The following is a 16,749-nucleotide window of genomic DNA, read 5'->3' as shown; positions in this document are numbered from 1 at the left end:
CCCACGGTCAAGTGTGGTGCCGCGGGCGCGCCGGGGCGAGGGTGCGTGACGGGGCCGGACCGGGGCCGGTGCCGTGCGGGGTGCCTGAGCGGTGTCGTGCGGGGTACTGCGGCAGGATGGGAGACATGGCGAACCGACTGGCCCTAGAGACGTCCCCGTACCTGCTCCAGCACGCCGACAACCCGGTCGACTGGTGGCCCTGGTCGGACGAGGCGTTCGACGAGGCCCGCAGGCGCAACCTGCCGGTGCTGCTGAGCGTCGGGTACAGCAGTTGCCACTGGTGCCACGTGATGGCGCACGAGTCGTTCGAGGACCGGACGACCGCCGACTACCTCAACGAGCACTTCGTCAACGTCAAGGTCGACCGCGAGGAACGGCCCGACGTGGACGCCGTCTACATGGAGGCCGTGCAGGCCGCCACCGGGCACGGGGGCTGGCCGATGACCGTGTTCCTCACGCCCGACGCCGAGCCGTTCTACTTCGGCACCTACTTCCCGCCCGTGCCCCGGCACGGCATGCCGTCCTTCCGGCAGGTCCTCGCCGGTGTGACCCAGGCGTGGAACGAGCGGCACGACGAGGTCACCGAGGTCGCCGGGAAGATCGTCCGGGACCTCACCCAGCGGGAGATCGCCTTCGGCGGCACCGACGCCCCCGGCGAGCAGGAGCTCGCGCAGGCGCTGCTGGCGCTCACCCGGGAGTACGACGCGCAGCGCGGTGGGTTCGGCGCGGCGCCCAAGTTCCCGCCGTCCATGGTGGTCGAGTTCCTGCTGCGCCACCACGCCCGCACCGGCGCCGAGGGCGCGCTGCAGATGGCGCGGGACACCTGTGAGCGCATGGCGCGCGGCGGCATCTACGACCAGCTCGGCGGGGGCTTCGCCCGCTACTCCGTCGACCGGGACTGGGTGGTCCCGCACTTCGAGAAGATGCTCTACGACAACGCGCTGCTGTGCCGGGTGTACACGCACCTGTGGCGCAGCACCGGGTCGGAGCTCGCCCGCCGGGTGGCCCTGGAGACCGCCGACTTCATGGTGCGCGAACTCCGTACCGAGCAGGGCGGGTTCGCCTCCGCGCTGGACGCCGACAGCGACGACGGGACCGGCCGGCACGTCGAAGGCGCCTACTACGTGTGGACGCCGGAGCAGTTGCGCGAGGTGCTGCACGACGACGCCGAACTCGCCGCCCAGTACTTCGGCGTGACCGAGGAGGGCACCTTCGAGGAGGGCGCCTCCGTGCTGCAACTCCCGCAGCAGGACAGCGTGTTCGACGCGGCGCGGGTGGAGTCGGCACGGGTGCGGCTGCTCGCCGCGCGGGCCACGCGCCCGGCGCCCGGCCGGGACGACAAGGTCGTCGCCGCCTGGAACGGGCTGGCCGTCGCCGCGCTCGCCGAGACCGGCGCCTGCTTCGAGCGGCCCGACCTGGTCGAGGCCGCCCTCGCCGCCGCCGACCTGCTGGTCCGGGTGCACCTGGACGAGCACGGGCGGCTCGCCCGCACCAGCAAGGACGGCCGGGCCGGCGCGAACGCCGGGGTGCTGGAGGACTACGCCGACGTCGCCGAGGGCTTCCTCGCGCTGGCGTCGGTGACCGGGGAAGGTGTCTGGCTGGACTTCGCCGGGCTGCTGCTCGACCACGTCCTGACCCGGTTCCTCGGCGAGGACGGCACCCTCTTCGACACGGCCGCGGACGCCGAGCGGCTGATCCGGCGCCCGCAGGACCCGACGGACAACGCCGCGCCCTCCGGCTGGACGGCCGCCGCCGGCGCGCTGCTGTCGTACGCCGCGCACACCGGTTCCGAGCCGCACCGGACCGCCGCCGAGCGGGCCCTCGGGGTCGTCAAGGCGCTCGGGCCGCGCGTGCCGCGGTTCATCGGCTGGGGGCTCGCGGTGGCGGAGGCGCTGCTCGACGGGCCGAAGGAGGTCGCGGTGGTGGGCCCCGCCCTGGACGACCCCGCCACCCGGCTCCTGCAGCGCACGGCCCTGCTCGGCACCGCACCGGGCGCGGTCCTGGCCTGGGGCACCCCGGACAGCGACGAGTTCCCGCTCCTCGCCGACCGCCCCCTGGCCGGCGGCACGGCAACGGCCTACGTCTGCCGCAACTTCACCTGCGACGCCCCGACGACGGACCCGGAGCACCTGAGCAGGACCCTGCGCGGCTGACGCCACCCGGGGCCCGTCCCGGACAGCACATCTAGGGGGTGTCCCGCCCCCCGTGCTCCGTCACCGCGCGTTCCACGATGGCCTCCAGTTGGTCGTGGTGGGCGCCCTTCCAGTACGCGCGGCCGCAGGAGTCGCACCGGGCGAACACGTCGTATGTGCGGTGCGTGCCCTGGGCGAGCTGGTCGGCGACCTCGTCCTTGGTGGCCTCGTGCAGCAGGCCGTTGCAGGCGGTGCAGCGGGTCCAGGGGCGCAGCTCGGGGCGGAAGCGGTCGAGGACGTCGTCGAGCTGGTCGTCGGGGCGGGTGCTGTAGACGAACGCGCCCGCCCACAGCTCGCGCCGGCGCAGCAGGCCCCGGTCGCGGCTGAGCAGCACCCGCTGCTCGGCGGCCGACCGTGCGGCCAGCGCCGGGTCGCCGATGTCGGTCGACTCGTACGCCGTGTCCACGCCCAGCAGCCGCAGCCGGCGGGCCAGGGTGCCCAGGTGCACGTCGAGCAGGAAGCGCAGGGGCGCCCCGGGCACCCGCTGGGGGCGCGTGACGGGCCGGACGCTCACCGACTCGCCGTCCGCCGGGACGTGCCCGACCGGCACCCGGCGGCCGTCGACGACCAGCGCGCCGACCTCGGTGAGCGGGACGCCGAGCGACTCGACGACGTGGCCCAGCGTGGAGACGCCGTCGACGGCGAGCGCCGTGCTGCCCCGGCGTCGGGCGTGCGGGACGAACAGGGCCAGCTCGGGGGCGACGTCGACGTGGATCTCGGGTGGGGTCACGGGGTCAGGATGACACGCGGGGGTGGGCCGGCCTCAGGGCTTCTTCCCGGGGAACCCCTGCTCCAGCACGGTCAGGGCGCGGTCGAGGAGGCCGTACAGGTCCTCCCGCATGTCGTTCTCCGCCCACCACTGGTACACCTCCGCGAGGCCCCCGATCAGGGACATCGTGTAGACCCGTACCTCCAGGTCGTCCGTGCCGAGGCCGGCGCGCTCGGCGACGGCCTGGGCGAGCATCCGGCCGGTGACGGACATGGTCTCCAGCATCCGGGCGCGCACCGCCGGCACCTGCGTCATCAGGCGGGCCCGCAGCCGGGTGATCGCGAGGTCCTGGTCGGACAGCTGGACGGCCCGGCCCACGACGTACCGGACGGAGTCCGTCCACGGCTCGTCGGCGGGACGCGAGCGCAGCTCCTCCAGCATCAGCGGGTCGTACTCGTCCGTGAGGACGATGTCCTCCTTGGTCGGGAAGTACCGGAACACCGTGGACGGCGACACCTCGGCCCGCTCCGCGATCTGCTCGATCGTGGTGGCCTCGTACCCCTGCTCCGCGATCAGCGCATAGGTCGCCTCGCGGATCGCCGTCCTGGTCTTGATCTTCTTCCGTTCCCGGAGGCCCGGCCGGGGACCGTCCGGCGCGGGGGAGGTGTGTACGGGCGTCATGGCGTCATTGTCGGGCATCGGCCTCCCCGTCAGCCATGACGGGGGCGGCGGGCGCCCGGTCCGGCCGGGCCGCGCCCGGCAGGAAGGCCGCCGCGGGCAGCGCCGAGACCAGGGCGGCGACGCCGCACACCAGGAGCACGACGCCCATGCCGTGGACGTAGGCACTGTTGGCGGAGGCGGCCAGGTCGGCGGAGCCCACCCGCTCGGCGACGAGGTGCGCGGCGACCACGGAGTCCCCGGCGGTGTCGGCGGCCCGCGGGGGCAGCCCGCCGGTGTGGAGGCGGTCGCGGAAGGTGCCGGCGAGCAGGCTGCCGAGCAGGGCAATGCCGATGGCGCCGCCCACCTGGCGCAGGGTCATCAGCAGGCCGGAGCCACTGCCGGCCCGGTCGCGGGGCAGGGCGTCCAGGGCGCTGTTCATGGCGGGGATGAGCGCGAAGCCGAAGCCGAGCCCGGTGACGGACAGCCACAGCGCGGTGAAGCCGTAGCCGGAGTCCGTCGTCGTCCGGCTGCCGAGGAACGCGGCGAACGCCAGGACCACCAGGCCGGCGGTCACCGCGGCGCGGGCGCCGAAGCGCGCGGTGAGCTGCGGGGCGGTGCGCGAGGCGACGAGCAGGCCGCCCATCATCGGCAGCAGCCGCAGCCCGGTGCCCAGTGCGTCGTGGCCGAGCACGGCCTGGAGATAGGGCGGCAGCACGAACAGCAGGCCGGACAGGACGAACATCACCAGGGTCGCGGCGACCGTGTTGAGCAGGAAGCCGCGGTGGGCGAGCAGGGTCATGTCGAGCATGGGCCGTTCGACGCGGCGTTCGCGCAGGACGAGCGCGGTGAGCAGGACGACGGCCCCCGTGAGGGCGCCCAGCACCAGCGGGTCGCCCCAGCCGCGGCCGGGCGCCTCGATGATCCCGTAGACGAGGGCGCCGAGGCCGGTAGCGGTGAGCGCGGTGGACACCACGTCGACGGTGGGGGAGGCGGGGTCCCGGGTCTCCGGGAGCAGGAGGACGCAGGCGGCGATGCCGAGGGCGGCCATGGGCACGTTGACCAGGAACACCGAGCCCCACCAGAAGTGGTTCAGCAGCCAGCCGCCCACGATCGGGCCGAGCGGCAGGCCCAGCGCGGAGGCGGCGGAGGTGATGCCGACGGCCTTGGCCCGCTCCTCGGGGGCGAAGAGCGACGGCAGCACGGAGAGCGCGAGCGGGGTGACCAGGGCCGCGCCGACGCCCATCACGGCGCGGGCGGCGATCACCGCCCCCACCCCGTCGGCCAGCGCGCCGACCAGGGAGCCGGCCAGGAAGATCCCGAGTCCGACGACGAGCATCAGGCGCCGTCCGAAGCGGTCGCCGAGGAGACCGGCCGGGAGCATCAGCGCGGCGAAGACGACCACGTAGGCGTCGGCCATCCACTGCTGCTCGCCGGTGGTGGCGCCGAGGTCGGCGGCCATGGTCGGCAGGGCCACGTTGAGGATCGTCGTGTCGAAGCCCAGGGTCAGCATGCTGGCGACCAGGGCGGCGAGGGCCCACCAGCGACGGGGGTCCGGAGTGAAGGTGTCCATGAAGTGAGAGTAGCTGTCAAAAGATATGCTCTGTCAATCGGAAGGGTCGGTCAGTCGCGTTCGGCCATGCAAAAAGGGCCACGGCGGGGAGCCGTGGCCCTTTCGGTCCGGTGCGGTGCGCCGCACCGCGCGCGTTACGCGTGCTGGTAGGCCACCAGGGAGATGCCGACGTAGTGCACCGCGAACGCGGCCAGTGTCAGGGAATGGAACACCTCGTGGAAGCCGAACCAGCGCGGTGAGGGGTTCGGGCGCTTGATGCCGTAGACGATGCCGCCCGCGCTGTAGAGCAGGCCGCCGACGATCACCAGGACCAGCACGGCTGGGCCGCCGGTGTGCAGGAAGTCGGGCAGGAAGAACACGGCCGCCCAGCCCATGGCGATGTAGCAGGGCGTGTAGAGCCAGCGCGGGGCGCCGACCCAGAACACCCGGAACACGATGCCGGCGCCCGCGGCGGCCCAGATGCCCCACAGCAACCAGCGGCCTTTGACGCCCGGCAGGAGCAGCAGGGTCAGCGGCGTGTAGGTGCCGGCGATGATCAGGAAGATGTTGGCGTGGTCCAGCCGGCGCAGGACGCCGTCCATGCGCGGGCTCCAGTCGCCCCGGTGGTACAGGGCGCTCACGCCGAACAGCAGGCAGGCCGTCAGGGCGTAGATCCCGCAGGCGATGCGGCCGCGGGTGGAGTCCGCCAGTGCGGTGAGCACCAGGCCGGCGATCAGCGCGGCCGGGAACATGCCGAGGTGCAGCCAGCCGCGCAGCTTCGGCTTGATCGGCTCGGTGAGGTGCTCGGTCACCTGCTGCTTGACCTGCTGGGCGAACTGGTGGGCCGTCGAGGGCGTGGCGGAGGAGGAGCGCGCGCCGGAACGGCGGCCGGCGGCCGGCGAGTCCGAGGGCACGTCGGGGACGGGCGCAGTCATACGCCGAATTTTACTTACGGAGCCGTAAGTCATGAATCAGCCCCGCGCCGACTGCGGCGAACGGCCGTCACCTCGTGCTCCTACGGGGGCCGTTCACCCTCCTTTCTTTGGTGAAACCCGTGGTTCGCCCAAAGAACACCCCCCTGAACGCCAAGTGGACGCAAAGGGGCGCCGTGCACGTGGCGAGCCTCACTCCGCTCATCTGTGACGTCCTCTGGACAGATGGGCCCGGTCGTCGGAGGATCAAATGAGTGCGGTCGGCACCGGATGAGCGCAGCCAGGGAGGCGGCGCGGCATCCGGGTCGCGGCCCCCACGGGGCAGACAAGGACAAAATCCCTCACCTAGGAGCGATCGTGGCGCGCGACATCGCGGCTCCCCCCGTCACCCCGACCACTCACCAGGAACTGATCTCGTGGGTCGACGAGATCGCGGAACTCACCCAGCCGGACGCCGTGGTCTGGTGCGACGGGTCCGAGGCCGAGTACGACCGGCTGTGCGACGAGCTCGTGGCCAAGGGCACCTTCCGCAAGCTGGACCCGATCAAGCGCCCGAACTCCTACTACGCCGCCTCCGACCCGACCGACGTCGCGCGCGTCGAGGACCGGACCTTCATCTGCTCCGAGAAGGAGCAGGACGCCGGCCCCACCAACCACTGGAAGGACCCCGCCGAGATGCGGGAGGTCTTCACCGGTGAGCAGGGCCTGTTCCGCGGCTCCATGCGCGGCCGCACCATGTACGTCGTGCCCTTCTGCATGGGCCCGCTCGGCTCCCCGCTGTCCGCGATCGGCGTAGAGATCACCGACTCCGCCTACGTCGCCGTGTCCATGCGCACGATGACCCGCATGGGACAGCCCGTCCTGGACGAGCTCGGCTCCGAGGGCTTCTTCGTCAAGGCCGTGCACACCCTGGGCGCCCCGCTGGAGGAGGGCCAGGAGGACGTGCCGTGGCCCTGCAACTCCACCAAGTACATCTCGCACTTCCCCGAGTCCCGCGAGATCTGGTCCTACGGCTCCGGCTACGGCGGCAACGCCCTGCTGGGCAAGAAGTGCTACGCCCTGCGCATCGCCTCCGTCATGGCCCGCGACGAGGGCTGGCTCGCCGAGCACATGCTGATCCTCAAGCTCACCCCGCCGCAGGGCGAGTCGAAGTACGTGGCCGCCGCCTTCCCCAGCGCCTGCGGCAAGACCAACCTCGCCATGCTGGAGCCCACCGTCTCCGGCTGGACGGTGGAGACCATCGGCGACGACATCGCGTGGATGCGCTTCGGCGAGGACGGCCGCCTGTACGCCATCAACCCCGAGGCGGGTTTCTTCGGCGTCGCGCCCGGCACCGGTGAGCACACCAACGCCAACGCGATGAAGACCCTGTGGGGCAACGCCGTCTTCACCAACGTCGCCCTCACCGACGACAACGACGTGTGGTGGGAGGGCATGACCGAGGAGCTCCCGGCCCACCTCACGGACTGGAAGGGCAACGACTGGACCCCGGAGTCGGGGACCCCGGCCGCGCACCCCAACGCCCGCTTCACCGTGCCGGCCGCGCAGTGCCCGATCATCGCGCCCGAGTGGGAGGACCCCAAGGGCGTGCCGATCTCCGCGATCCTCTTCGGCGGCCGCCGCGCCAGCGCCGTACCGCTGGTCACGGAGTCCTTCGACTGGAATCACGGCGTGTTCCTCGGCGCCAACGTGGCCTCCGAGAAGACCGCCGCCGCCGAGGGCAAGGTCGGCGAGCTGCGCCGCGACCCGTTCGCGATGCTGCCGTTCTGCGGCTACAACATGGGCGACTACATGGCCCACTGGATCGACGTCGCCAAGGGCAAGGACCAGTCCGAGCTGCCGAAGATCTACTACGTCAACTGGTTCCGCAAGGACGACGCGGGCCGGTTCGTCTGGCCCGGCTTCGGCGAGAACTCCCGCGTCCTGAAGTGGATCGTGGAGCGCCTGGACGGCCGGGCCGAGGGCGTCGAGACGCCGATCGGCGTCCTGCCGGCCAAGGGCGCCCTCGACACCGAGGGCCTGGACCTGTCCGAGTCCGACCTCGACTTCCTGCTCACCGTCGACAAGGACGTGTGGCGCGAGGAGGCCGCGCTGGTGCCCGAGCACCTCAACACCTTCGGCGACCACACCCCGAAGGAGCTGTGGGACCAGTACCACGCACTGGTGGAGCGCCTCGGCTGAGCCGCCGCTCCTCCCAGAACTCCGCGGCCGGTCTTCCGAGTGTGCCCTGACCAGCAACATCGTCACGGGCCGGCCGCGGTGCAGACCGGCGAGGTCCCGCACAACGGCGTGCGGGGCCATGGGCCCGCCGCCGCGCCCCCGTCCGCCCCGACGGGAGCACGGCGACGGGCCCCCGCCCGTTCCCGGGGACCCTCAGCGGTCCTCCAGGTAGCGGGTGTGGGTCTCCTGACGCCGTGCGTCCGCCTCCTTCAGCACCGCCGCCAGATCGACCGCCTCCCGCGCCAGCAGCGCCAGTTGGCGCTCCAGGTGCCGCTCAGGCGACTCCTGACCCGGTGCGAGACGGCTCCACCAGCGGGCCCGTACGAAGCTGTCGACCGCCTCGGGCAGGTCCTGGCGCACGATCCGCGCCACGGTGTGCAGGCCCTCGGGGTCCTGGGCCAGCGCGTCGGCACCCCAGCCGCGCTCCAGCAACGCCCCCAGCACCCCGGTCAGTTCGGTGACCCGGGGCGACGCCGACGCGGGCAGGCCCACCTCGCCCAGGTAGCCGTCCAGGCGGGCGAAGTCGGCGCGCAGCTCCTCCAGCCGGTCCGACGGGGTCGGGAAGTCCGGCACCGGGGGCCGCTCCGGCGGGGCGACCAGCGCGCCCGCGCCGTAGAGCCCGGCCACCACCACGGGCCAGTAGGGGCCGGCCACCCCGGTGAACGTCAGGACCAGGCCCAGCAGTCCGCAGGCGCCACCGGTGAGGTTCTTGCGGGACTCAAGGTAGCCGAGGACGCGGTCACTGGTAGCCACGGATCTCCTCGAAGGCGCCGTCCAGCGAGCCGTCGCGGGCGTCGAACAGGCGGCCGCCGGTCAGGTCGGCGATGTGCTCCAGCTCCTCGCGGTCGGAGTCGCCGAACAGGACGGTGAAGACGGGGATGCGCCGGCGGTCCGCGGTCAGTCCCCGGTAGAAGGCGTCGAAGTCGCCCGCCTTGGCGCCGGTCGTGTTCTCGCCGTCGGTCATCAGCACGATCGAGGTGAACGCGTCCCGGTCCGCGCCGAGGTGGTCGTACGCCTTCTCCAGAGACGTGTACAGCGCGGTCTTGCCGTCCGCGCTGAGGGCGTCGGTGTCCGCGCGGATCGCCTTCAGGCCCCGGCCCGGATCGGCCGGGTCGACGACGTGGGTGCGCACGTCCTTCACGTCCGACCCGAACGGCATCAGCGTGACCTCCTCCCGGTCGCGGAAGTCGCCGGTGAGGCCGGTCAGCGCCGTCTTCAGCCGGGCCAGGCGGCCGCCCTCCATCGAGCCGGAGGTGTCCAGGACGTACACCGTCCGCGAGGGGCGGCGCAGGTCGTTCTCGTAGGCGTCCAGCAGCCCGTCGGCGACCGACCGGGTGCCCGGGAAGGGCAGTTCGCGGCGCCGGGCGGTGTCCAGTCCGGCGCCCGGCGGCACCGAGGGGACGACCGGGCGGCGGTGCGTGGTGTCGGTGATGAGCTTCTGCAGCGGAGCCGAGCGCAGCGCCTCGGTGACCCGGCGGACGTCCTCGCGGGTCGCGGCGCTGGTGGAGGCGAGCGAGGCCAGCGGGTAGTCGGCGGTGACCACGCCGTCGGCCGGGCGGATCACGGTCAGGCCCGGGACGCCCTTGAGGACCGACTCGTAGTTGAGCAGCGCGTCCACGTCGCCGCGCCGCCGGTAGGCGCTCGCCAGCCAGCCCGAGGAACCCGACGTGAGCTTCTGGCCCCGGAAGAACTCCTTCAGCCGTGGGGTGGCCTCGCGCACGTCGGCGTCGGTGAGCGCGGACTGCGCCCCGGACAGCGCCGAGGCCACCGACACGAGCGTGGAGAAACCCGAGTTGGAGCGCGCCGGGTCCGTCATGCCGTACGTCAGCCGCCCGGCCCGTACGGCCTCTTCGACGTCGCTCCAGGTGACGTCCGCGGGGTTCCAGCCGAGGGCCCGCACGGTGGCCGGGCGGACGCCGACGGCGACCGGGCTGGACATCACCGGCGTCTCGGAGACGACCTTGCGCGCCGCGTCCGGGTGCAGCCGCAGGTAGTCGTCGGAGGACAGCCACAGGGCGTCGTACCGGCCGTCGGCCCGGCCCCGGGCGAGCAGGTCGACGGCGTCGAGGGTGCCCAGGTAGGTGGGGCGCACGGTGACACCGGTGCTGCGGGCGACCTGGGCGAGGACCGTGGTCATGTCGCTGAGCTCGCTGGAGGCGAGCACGCGCAGGGTGCCGGGCCGGGCGGCGTCCGGATCGGTGTCCGCCTGCTCCCCGGAAGCGGTGCAGCCGGTGAGGAGGGCCGCCGCGGCGAGCGCGGCCGCGAGGAGGCGTGCCGGTCGTGTCGTCACAGCCCGCCCTCCAGTGCGCCCTGGGAGCGGCTGCGCTCCAGGCGGCCGCTCGCCGCCTGGAGCTCGGCGGTGAGGTTCTCCACGGTCGTCGCCATCGCCTCGGTCGCCCGCACCTTGTAGGTGTCGATCGCGTCGAGCGTGGAGCAGATCTGCTGGAACGCCGTGCGCAGGGTCTCCGCGCCGACCGCCGGGTCGGCGGCGATGCGCTGGACGTCCCCGCTCTGGCCCGCCAGCATCTCGGCGTTGCCCCGGATGAGGTCCTCGGTGGTGCCGCGCAACGCGTCGACCTGCTGGACCACCTTCTTCTGGTGGTCCAGGGCGGAGGCCAGCATCACCGAGATGCGCAGGGCGGAGACGGTGGTGGTGGCCGCCCGGTCGACGCCCTTGACCAGCTCCTCGTTGGTGCGGCGCACGACGTCCATGGCGAGGTAGCCCTGGGCGCACACGGCGAGCTGGGTGAGCAGGTCCTGGTGCTTCTGACGGACCGGGAACAGCACGTCGGCCCGCAGGCCGTCGGCCTGCTCCGGGTCGGCCGCCGCCACGCCGTCGATGTGCCGCTCGACGGCGGAGTCGAGGGCCTCGGTGAGGACGACGTACTCCTGGAGCTTGCCCATGGTCTCCCACAGGCGGGTCCGCTCGGTCTGCAACGCGGCGTTGTCCCGGCGCAGTTCGTCCTGGCCGCCGCGCAGCGCGCCGACGATCCGGTTCAACGTGTCCTGTGCGGAGGCGTACTTGGCGACGTGGTCGCGCAGCCTGTTGCCGCCGGGCAGCCGGGACAGCAGCCGGCGGCCCCGGCCCGCGGGCACGTCCCGCGGGTCCAGGTCCTCCACCACCCGGCGCAGTTCGACGAGCGAGCCGGCCACCTTGGCCTGGGCGTCGCCGCCCTGGTCGGGCAGGGAGCGCACGGCGCGCTCCAGCATGCGGTTGGACTGGGCGGCGGCGGCCCGCATCTCACCCGCGCCGAGCGCGGTGATCTCGCCGACGCGGCCGGCGAACTCGGGGGAGCGGGCGTCGAGGGCGGCGAGGCCCTCGACGTACTCGGCGGCCTTGCGGGCCATCTCGGTGCGCACCCCGTCGGCGACCGGGACCAGCCCGCCGGCCTTCTCCCGCGGCACGGACGCCACGGGCTCGGGCGGGGTGAGCGTGAACCCTCCGTCGAGTCCGGCGGCGCCCGCCCCGCCGGCCGTACCTGTCATGTCTGCCATGTCTGTCATGTGTGCTGGTCCCCCGTCATCCGCGCGCCCGGCGGGCCATCTCGTGCAGCACCGCGGAGGTGGGCACGGGGGCCTGCTTGACGCCGGTCAGTTCCTGCTGGAGATAGGTGCCGGCCGGGGCGAACCCGGTGGCGGTGCCCTGCGGGCGGAAGCCGTGCCGCACCGCCAGCCGGCGCAACGCGGGGTCGATGCCCAGGAGTTCGGCGAACGTCCGGCCGTCGTCGGTGAGCGGTACGACGGTGTGGTCGCTGTTGACCGTGGTGTCCGGGTAGAGCACGACCAGGTCGCCGGGCTGCTGTCCGCCGGCGAGCAGGGAGGCGACCTGGGACTCGTAGACCAGGACGAGCGGGTTGCCCGCGCTGCTGACGAAGTCCCGGAAGACCGCGTCGGAACTGCTCTGCTGGGCGCCCTGGACGGTGACGAGCTTCTTCATCAGGGGCGCGGTGCGGGCGAGTCCGGCGGCGTCGGCGACCACCCGGCCGCCGTTGTCGACGTAGGAGGCGGCGGCGAGGTAGAGGGCCCCCGAGTTGGACGACTCCGGGTCGGTGGAGGACACGAACAGCGTGCCGCTCAACTCCCCGTACTTCGCCGCTCCCTTGAGCTGCTGCCAGGTGCGGTCGTGGCGGGCCGCGTCGAGGTAGGCGGCCATCCTGAGGGTGCCGCGGTGCCCGGTGGCGAGCGTGGCGAGGCCGTTCGCGGCCAGCACCTGGGCGGCGTCGCGGTGGGCCACGACGACGAGCGGCGAGTAGAAGGGCCGGGGGAGCGTCCCGCGCACCCCGTGGCGCCCGGCGAGTTCGGCGGCGGGTGCCTGGCTGGAGGGGAACGCGAGGTCGTACCCCTTCAGGTCCAGCCCCTCCATGGCCCACGACCCGGAGGTCTCGGCCTTGACGGTGTAGCCCTTGGCGGCGAGGGCCTCCACCACGTCGGGGTCCGCGAAGTACTCGGCCTTCTCGGACCCGATCACCATGCGCACGGTCTTCGTTGCCGTGCCCGTGTCCCCATCGCTGCGGCCCGCGACGACGGCGGCCACCACGCCACCGACCAGCAGAACCGCGAGGACGATCCCTGCGATACGTCTCACACCCCGCACACTCCACGCGGAACCCAACATTCCCCACGGCGCGGGATGAACGGGGGGTGACACACCGGTCCCGTTACGACACGGCGACCGGAACGACGAAACGGACGCTCACCGCACCACCCTCAGGGCCGCGGAACGCCCGCCCTGTGAACAAGGCTCACGACCACCCCCTCAGGGGCGCGGGGAACTGCGCGACAAGCCACGACGAACCCGAAGCCACCCCCCGACAGAACCCTCCACGGCGCACACCCCTTAAGCACCGACCACCAGCACGACAACTCCACCGGCACCACAGAGGGACCGCCCGCTCAAGCGCACGCAGTGCATGGCGCCCGGTCCGCGCGACGCTGCGGGTGCACGCGGACCGGGGCCGTCAAGGGGATCCCGGGTGCCCAGGATCAGCCGGCCGCACTCAACGACCGCGGCCCGGCCAGCGCAGCGCCGTGCGCGTCCATCCGCTCCGCCGCCAGGATCGCCGCCGCCGTGTCCGCCCGGGACGCGGCGACGACCAGGGCGCGCCCCGCCAGCGCGTGGGCGCGGCGGTGCAGGGACGGGGCGTCGGCCGTGCGGCCGGAGCCCGTCGCGCGCACCGGCGGGCGGCCTCCCCGCAACCGTGCCACCTGCCCGGCGAGCCGCTCACCGGCGGCGTCCAGGTCGGTCGACGGTGCCAGCGCCCGCAGCTCGTCGGTGACGGCGAGCAGCGCGGCGAGGTGCCCCGAGAGCTGGATGTCCAGTTCCTCCTCGCGGGAGCGGTGGGGGAAGTCGGAGGGCGTGCCAGCCACCGTGCTGTGCACCGACTTGGTCCGGATCGGTTCGTACATGGATGGCCTCCCAATGCTTCAGGAAGACATCCTAGCTTGGATTCTGTCTAAAGTTGAGCTGTCCACAAAAGCGGAACCGTCCCGCCCGCTCCGCTCGACGCGGACCGCGCCGCGCACGTCAGGTCTGGCCGTAACCGTCCAGGAAGCGTCCGATGCGTCCCACCGCGTCCCGCAGGTCCGTGGCCGTCGGCAGGGTCACCACCCGGAAGTGGTCCGGCTCGGGCCAGTTGAACCCGGTGCCCTGCACGACCATGATCTTCTCGCTGCGCAGCAGGTCCAGGACCATCTGCCGGTCGTCCTTGATCTTGAACACCGTGGGGTCGAGGCGCGGGAAGAGATAGAGCGCGCCCTTGGGCCGCACGCAGGTCACCCCGGGGATCTGGGTCAGCAGCTCGTAGGCCGTGTCCATCTGTTCCTTCAGGCGCCCGCCCGGCAGGACCAGGTCGTTGATGGTCTGCCGTCCGCTGAGCGCGGCGACCACCCCGTGCTGGCCCGGCATGTTCGCGCACAGCCGCATGTTCGCCAGGATGGTCAGGCCCTCGATGTAGGAGTCGGCGTGCGCGCGCGGGCCGGAGATCGCCATCCAGCCGACCCGGTAGCCGGCCACCCGGTACGCCTTCGACATGCCGTTGAAGGTGAGGGTGAGCAGGTCGGGGGCGACCGCGGCGGTGGGCGTGTGCCGCGCGCCGTCGTACAGGATCTTGTCGTAGATCTCGTCGGAGCAGACCAGCAGGTTGTGGCGGCGGGCGATGTCGGTCAGGCCCTTGACGACCGCCTCGTCGTACACCGCGCCCGTGGGGTTGTTGGGGTTGATGATGACGATGGCCTTGGTGCGGTCGGTGACCTTGCGCTCGACGTCCGCGAGGTCCGGCATCCAGTCGGACTGCTCGTCGCAGCGGTAGTGCACCGCCGTGCCGCCGGACAGCGAGACGGCCGCCGTCCACAGGGGGTAGTCCGGGGCGGGGACCAGCACCTCGTCGCCGTCGTCCAGCAGGCCCTGCATCGCCATCACGATCAGCTCGGAGACGCCGTTGCCGATGAAGACGTGCTCGACGTCCGTCTCTATGCCGAGGGTCTGGTTGTGCATGACGACCGCGCGGCGGGCGGCGAGCAGGCCCTTGGCGTCGCCGTAGCCGTGGGCCGTGGAGACGTTGCGGAGGATGTCCTCCAGGATCTCCGGCGGGCAGTCGAAGCCGAACGCGGCCGGGTTGCCGGTGTTCAGCTTGAGGATGCGGTGACCTGCCGCTTCCAGCCGCATCGCCTCCTCGAGCACCGGACCCCGGATCTCGTAACAGACGTTGGCGAGCTTCGTGGACTGGATCACCTGCATGTCTGGGAGCTTACGGCCCGCCCCCGCGTCCCGCGGCGTGTTTTCCGCCACGTGAGACGCGGCGGTTCGGGCGGGTATGTCCCGCGACTGTCCCAGGAACCCCTCCCGTCTCTAGAATGCGCGTTCATGCCAAGCCCGTCCGACGTCCCCTCCGGCCCGACCGGTCCGAACGTCTACCTCCCGCACAGCGCCGAGACCCCCTCGTACGAGGAGTACGCCGATCCGGCGGCGGCCCACGGCTGGCAGGTCTCGGCCTACGACGAGACGCGCGAGCTGCCCCGCCTCGCTCGGGAGCCCGAGGCGGGCGGCCGGGCGGACCGGCGGCGGGCCCGGCGCCGGGCCACCGGGTGGCGCTCGCGCCGGGGCGTCGTGGCGGCGGGCGCCGTGGGCGCGGTGTCGGTCGCCGCACTGGTGGCGGGCCTCTCCTCGGGGGGCTCCCCGTCCGGCGGCGGCAGTGGGAGCGGGCCGACCGCCGGGACCCTGTCGGCGTCCGAGGGCGCGACCCCGTCCGGCCCGCCGTCCGGGACCGGCACCCCGACGACCACCCGATCGAGTGACCCGGGATCCTCCGGCTCGGGCGACACCCCGCCCTCACCGTCCCCGGGCACCTCCGCCCCGGAGCAGCCGCCGGCCACCGCGTCCCCCTCCTCGCCGGCCTCTCCGTCGACGTCCGCCCCGACGTCCGACTCCCCGTCCCCGTCCTGGACGTCGGGCCGGGGAAGCGCCCGGGGCAAGGGGTGGAAGCGGCGGTAGCCGGGGACCTCTCCCGGCCGAAAAGCGCTCCTTGTCGTGGGTCCTGTCGGCGCTAACAATGCGCATGACAACTCCGTGGGCGGCCCGACGACCTCCGGTCGCCCCGTCGCTAGAGGGGACCCCACATGAGAAAGCCTCTCGTCGCCGCGTTCTTCGCCCTGGCCATCGCCGGGGCGGGTGCGGCACCCGCGGTCGCCGCTCCCACGGGAGCGCCCGCGGACGCGGCCGGTGCCCAGCGCGCCCAGGCCGCGTCGCCCACCCTGCAGGCGGTGAACTTCGCAGGGACCGTCTCGCTCAGCAACTGTTCCGGCTCGGTGATCCGCTTCCCCGCCTCCGTGGACACCGACCCCGCGCTGGTGCTGACCAACGGCCACTGCCTGGAGACCGGCTTCCCGTCGCCCGGCCAGGTCATCACCGGCCAGTCCTCCACCCGCAGCTTCGGGCTGCTGAACTCCGCCGGCACCCGGGTCGGCACCCTGCGCGCCAACCAGGTCGTCTACTCGACCATGACCGACACCGACGTGACGATCTACCGGACCACCACCACGTACGCGTCGATCCGCAGCACCTACGGCATCAACGCCCTCACCGTGCAGGACACCCACCCCGTCGCCGGCACCGCGATCACCGTGGCGTCCGGTTACTGGAAGCGGCTGTACAACTGCAACATCGACGGCTTCGTCTACCGCCTCAAGGAGGGCGACTGGACCTGGAAGGACTCGGTCCGCTACACCTCCGCCTGCAACACCATCGGCGGCACCTCCGGCTCGCCGGTGATCGACCAGTCCACCGGCAAGGTCGTCGCCGTCAACAACACCGGCAACGAGGACGGCGAGCGCTGCACGGTCAACAACCCGTGCGAGGTCGACCAGAACGGCACGGTGACGGTCCGTCAGGGCATCAACTACGCCGAGGAGACCTACCAGATCCCGGCCTGCTTCACCACGGGCAACCGGCTCAACCTGAGCGCGAGCGGCTGCACCCTGCCCAAGCCGTAG

General features: G+C 72.7%; 14 protein-coding genes. 4 read left to right on the top strand and 10 right to left on the bottom strand.

Features of this window, described 5'->3' with window-relative positions; genetic code table 11:
* Window positions 1-125 precede the first annotated feature (125 nt).
* Complete coding sequence (locus AQJ30_RS29175) at window positions 126-2,153, top strand: thioredoxin domain-containing protein (protein WP_067239892.1); 2,028 nt, start codon at window positions 126-128, stop codon at window positions 2,151-2,153.
* 31 nt (window positions 2,154-2,184) lie between these two features.
* Here AQJ30_RS29175 and AQJ30_RS29170 read toward each other — a convergent pair whose 3' ends face one another.
* From AQJ30_RS29170 to trhA, 4 genes are all read right to left on the bottom strand, one after another.
* Window positions 2,185-2,922 carry a Mut7-C RNAse domain-containing protein gene (locus AQJ30_RS29170; protein ID WP_067239890.1) on the bottom strand — a complete coding sequence of 246 codons (738 nt, stop codon included), beginning with the start codon at window positions 2,920-2,922 and terminating at the stop codon, window positions 2,185-2,187.
* Window positions 2,923-2,955: 33 nt separating this feature from the next.
* On the bottom strand, window positions 2,956-3,582 hold the full coding sequence (locus AQJ30_RS29165) for a TetR/AcrR family transcriptional regulator (RefSeq protein ID WP_067239888.1): 627 nt from the start codon (window positions 3,580-3,582) through the stop codon (window positions 2,956-2,958).
* 4 nt (window positions 3,583-3,586) lie between these two features.
* Complete coding sequence (locus AQJ30_RS29160; protein WP_067239887.1) at window positions 3,587-5,131, bottom strand: DHA2 family efflux MFS transporter permease subunit; 1,545 nt, start codon at window positions 5,129-5,131, stop codon at window positions 3,587-3,589.
* A 134-nt stretch (window positions 5,132-5,265) separates the two neighbouring features.
* The gene (trhA, locus tag AQJ30_RS29155; RefSeq protein ID WP_079084376.1) at window positions 5,266-6,045 is read right to left on the bottom strand and encodes a PAQR family membrane homeostasis protein TrhA; all 780 of its coding nucleotides are present in this window, start codon (window positions 6,043-6,045) and stop codon (window positions 5,266-5,268) included.
* Between the two features lie 354 nt (window positions 6,046-6,399).
* On the opposite strand from trhA, the gene AQJ30_RS29150 reads away from it, so the two are divergent.
* The gene (locus AQJ30_RS29150) at window positions 6,400-8,223 is read left to right on the top strand and encodes a phosphoenolpyruvate carboxykinase (GTP) (RefSeq protein WP_067239885.1); all 1,824 of its coding nucleotides are present in this window, start codon (window positions 6,400-6,402) and stop codon (window positions 8,221-8,223) included.
* 192 nt (window positions 8,224-8,415) lie between these two features.
* Here AQJ30_RS29150 and AQJ30_RS29145 read toward each other — a convergent pair whose 3' ends face one another.
* From AQJ30_RS29145 to AQJ30_RS29120, 6 genes are all read right to left on the bottom strand, one after another.
* On the bottom strand, window positions 8,416-9,015 hold the full coding sequence (locus AQJ30_RS29145; RefSeq protein WP_067239884.1) for a hypothetical protein: 600 nt from the start codon (window positions 9,013-9,015) through the stop codon (window positions 8,416-8,418).
* Complete coding sequence (locus AQJ30_RS29140) at window positions 9,002-10,552, bottom strand: substrate-binding and vWA domain-containing protein (protein ID WP_067239882.1); 1,551 nt, start codon at window positions 10,550-10,552, stop codon at window positions 9,002-9,004. The genes AQJ30_RS29145 and AQJ30_RS29140 overlap by 14 nt, the downstream gene beginning before the upstream one ends.
* The gene (locus tag AQJ30_RS29135) at window positions 10,549-11,757 is read right to left on the bottom strand and encodes a toxic anion resistance protein (RefSeq protein ID WP_067239880.1); all 1,209 of its coding nucleotides are present in this window, start codon (window positions 11,755-11,757) and stop codon (window positions 10,549-10,551) included. The genes AQJ30_RS29140 and AQJ30_RS29135 overlap by 4 nt, the downstream gene beginning before the upstream one ends.
* Before the next feature lie 25 nt (window positions 11,758-11,782).
* Window positions 11,783-12,847 carry a hypothetical protein gene (locus tag AQJ30_RS29130; protein WP_067239879.1) on the bottom strand — a complete coding sequence of 355 codons (1,065 nt, stop codon included), beginning with the start codon at window positions 12,845-12,847 and terminating at the stop codon, window positions 11,783-11,785.
* Window positions 12,848-13,245: 398 nt separating this feature from the next.
* The gene (locus AQJ30_RS29125) at window positions 13,246-13,668 is read right to left on the bottom strand and encodes an SCO4983 family protein (protein ID WP_067239877.1); all 423 of its coding nucleotides are present in this window, start codon (window positions 13,666-13,668) and stop codon (window positions 13,246-13,248) included.
* Window positions 13,669-13,786: 118 nt separating this feature from the next.
* Entirely contained in the window at window positions 13,787-14,998 is a 1,212-nt protein-coding gene (locus AQJ30_RS29120; RefSeq protein WP_067239876.1) for a pyridoxal phosphate-dependent aminotransferase, read from the bottom strand.
* A 126-nt stretch (window positions 14,999-15,124) separates the two neighbouring features.
* Here AQJ30_RS29120 and AQJ30_RS29115 point away from each other — a divergent pair, with 126 nt between their 5' ends.
* Window positions 15,125-15,751, top strand: coding sequence for a hypothetical protein (locus AQJ30_RS29115; protein WP_067239873.1), 627 nt, complete (start codon window positions 15,125-15,127; stop codon window positions 15,749-15,751).
* Window positions 15,752-15,876: 125 nt separating this feature from the next.
* Complete coding sequence (locus AQJ30_RS29110) at window positions 15,877-16,749, top strand: trypsin-like serine peptidase (RefSeq protein WP_067239871.1); 873 nt, start codon at window positions 15,877-15,879, stop codon at window positions 16,747-16,749.

It is taken from the genome of Streptomyces longwoodensis (assembly GCF_001514125.1).
Classification (GTDB): domain Bacteria; phylum Actinomycetota; class Actinomycetes; order Streptomycetales; family Streptomycetaceae; genus Streptomyces; species Streptomyces longwoodensis.
Note: the sequence above shows the minus strand (reverse complement) of the source record. Positions and strands in the feature narration are given on the sequence as shown.

Coding starts and splice junctions, on each gene's coding strand:
- AQJ30_RS29175 (WP_067239892.1), top strand. CDS start 126: ATGGCGAACCGACTGGCCCTAGAGACGTCCCCGTACCTGCTCCAGCAC.
- AQJ30_RS29165 (WP_067239888.1), bottom strand. CDS start 3,582: ATGACGCCCGTACACACCTCCCCCGCGCCGGACGGTCCCCGGCCGGGC.
- AQJ30_RS29160 (WP_067239887.1), bottom strand. CDS start 5,131: ATGGACACCTTCACTCCGGACCCCCGTCGCTGGTGGGCCCTCGCCGCC.
- trhA (WP_079084376.1), bottom strand. CDS start 6,045: ATGACTGCGCCCGTCCCCGACGTGCCCTCGGACTCGCCGGCCGCCGGC.
- AQJ30_RS29135 (WP_067239880.1), bottom strand. CDS start 11,757: ATGGCAGACATGACAGGTACGGCCGGCGGGGCGGGCGCCGCCGGACTC.
- AQJ30_RS29125 (WP_067239877.1), bottom strand. CDS start 13,668: ATGTACGAACCGATCCGGACCAAGTCGGTGCACAGCACGGTGGCTGGC.
- AQJ30_RS29120 (WP_067239876.1), bottom strand. CDS start 14,998: ATGCAGGTGATCCAGTCCACGAAGCTCGCCAACGTCTGTTACGAGATC.
- AQJ30_RS29115 (WP_067239873.1), top strand. CDS start 15,125: ATGCCAAGCCCGTCCGACGTCCCCTCCGGCCCGACCGGTCCGAACGTC.
- AQJ30_RS29110 (WP_067239871.1), top strand. CDS start 15,877: ATGAGAAAGCCTCTCGTCGCCGCGTTCTTCGCCCTGGCCATCGCCGGG.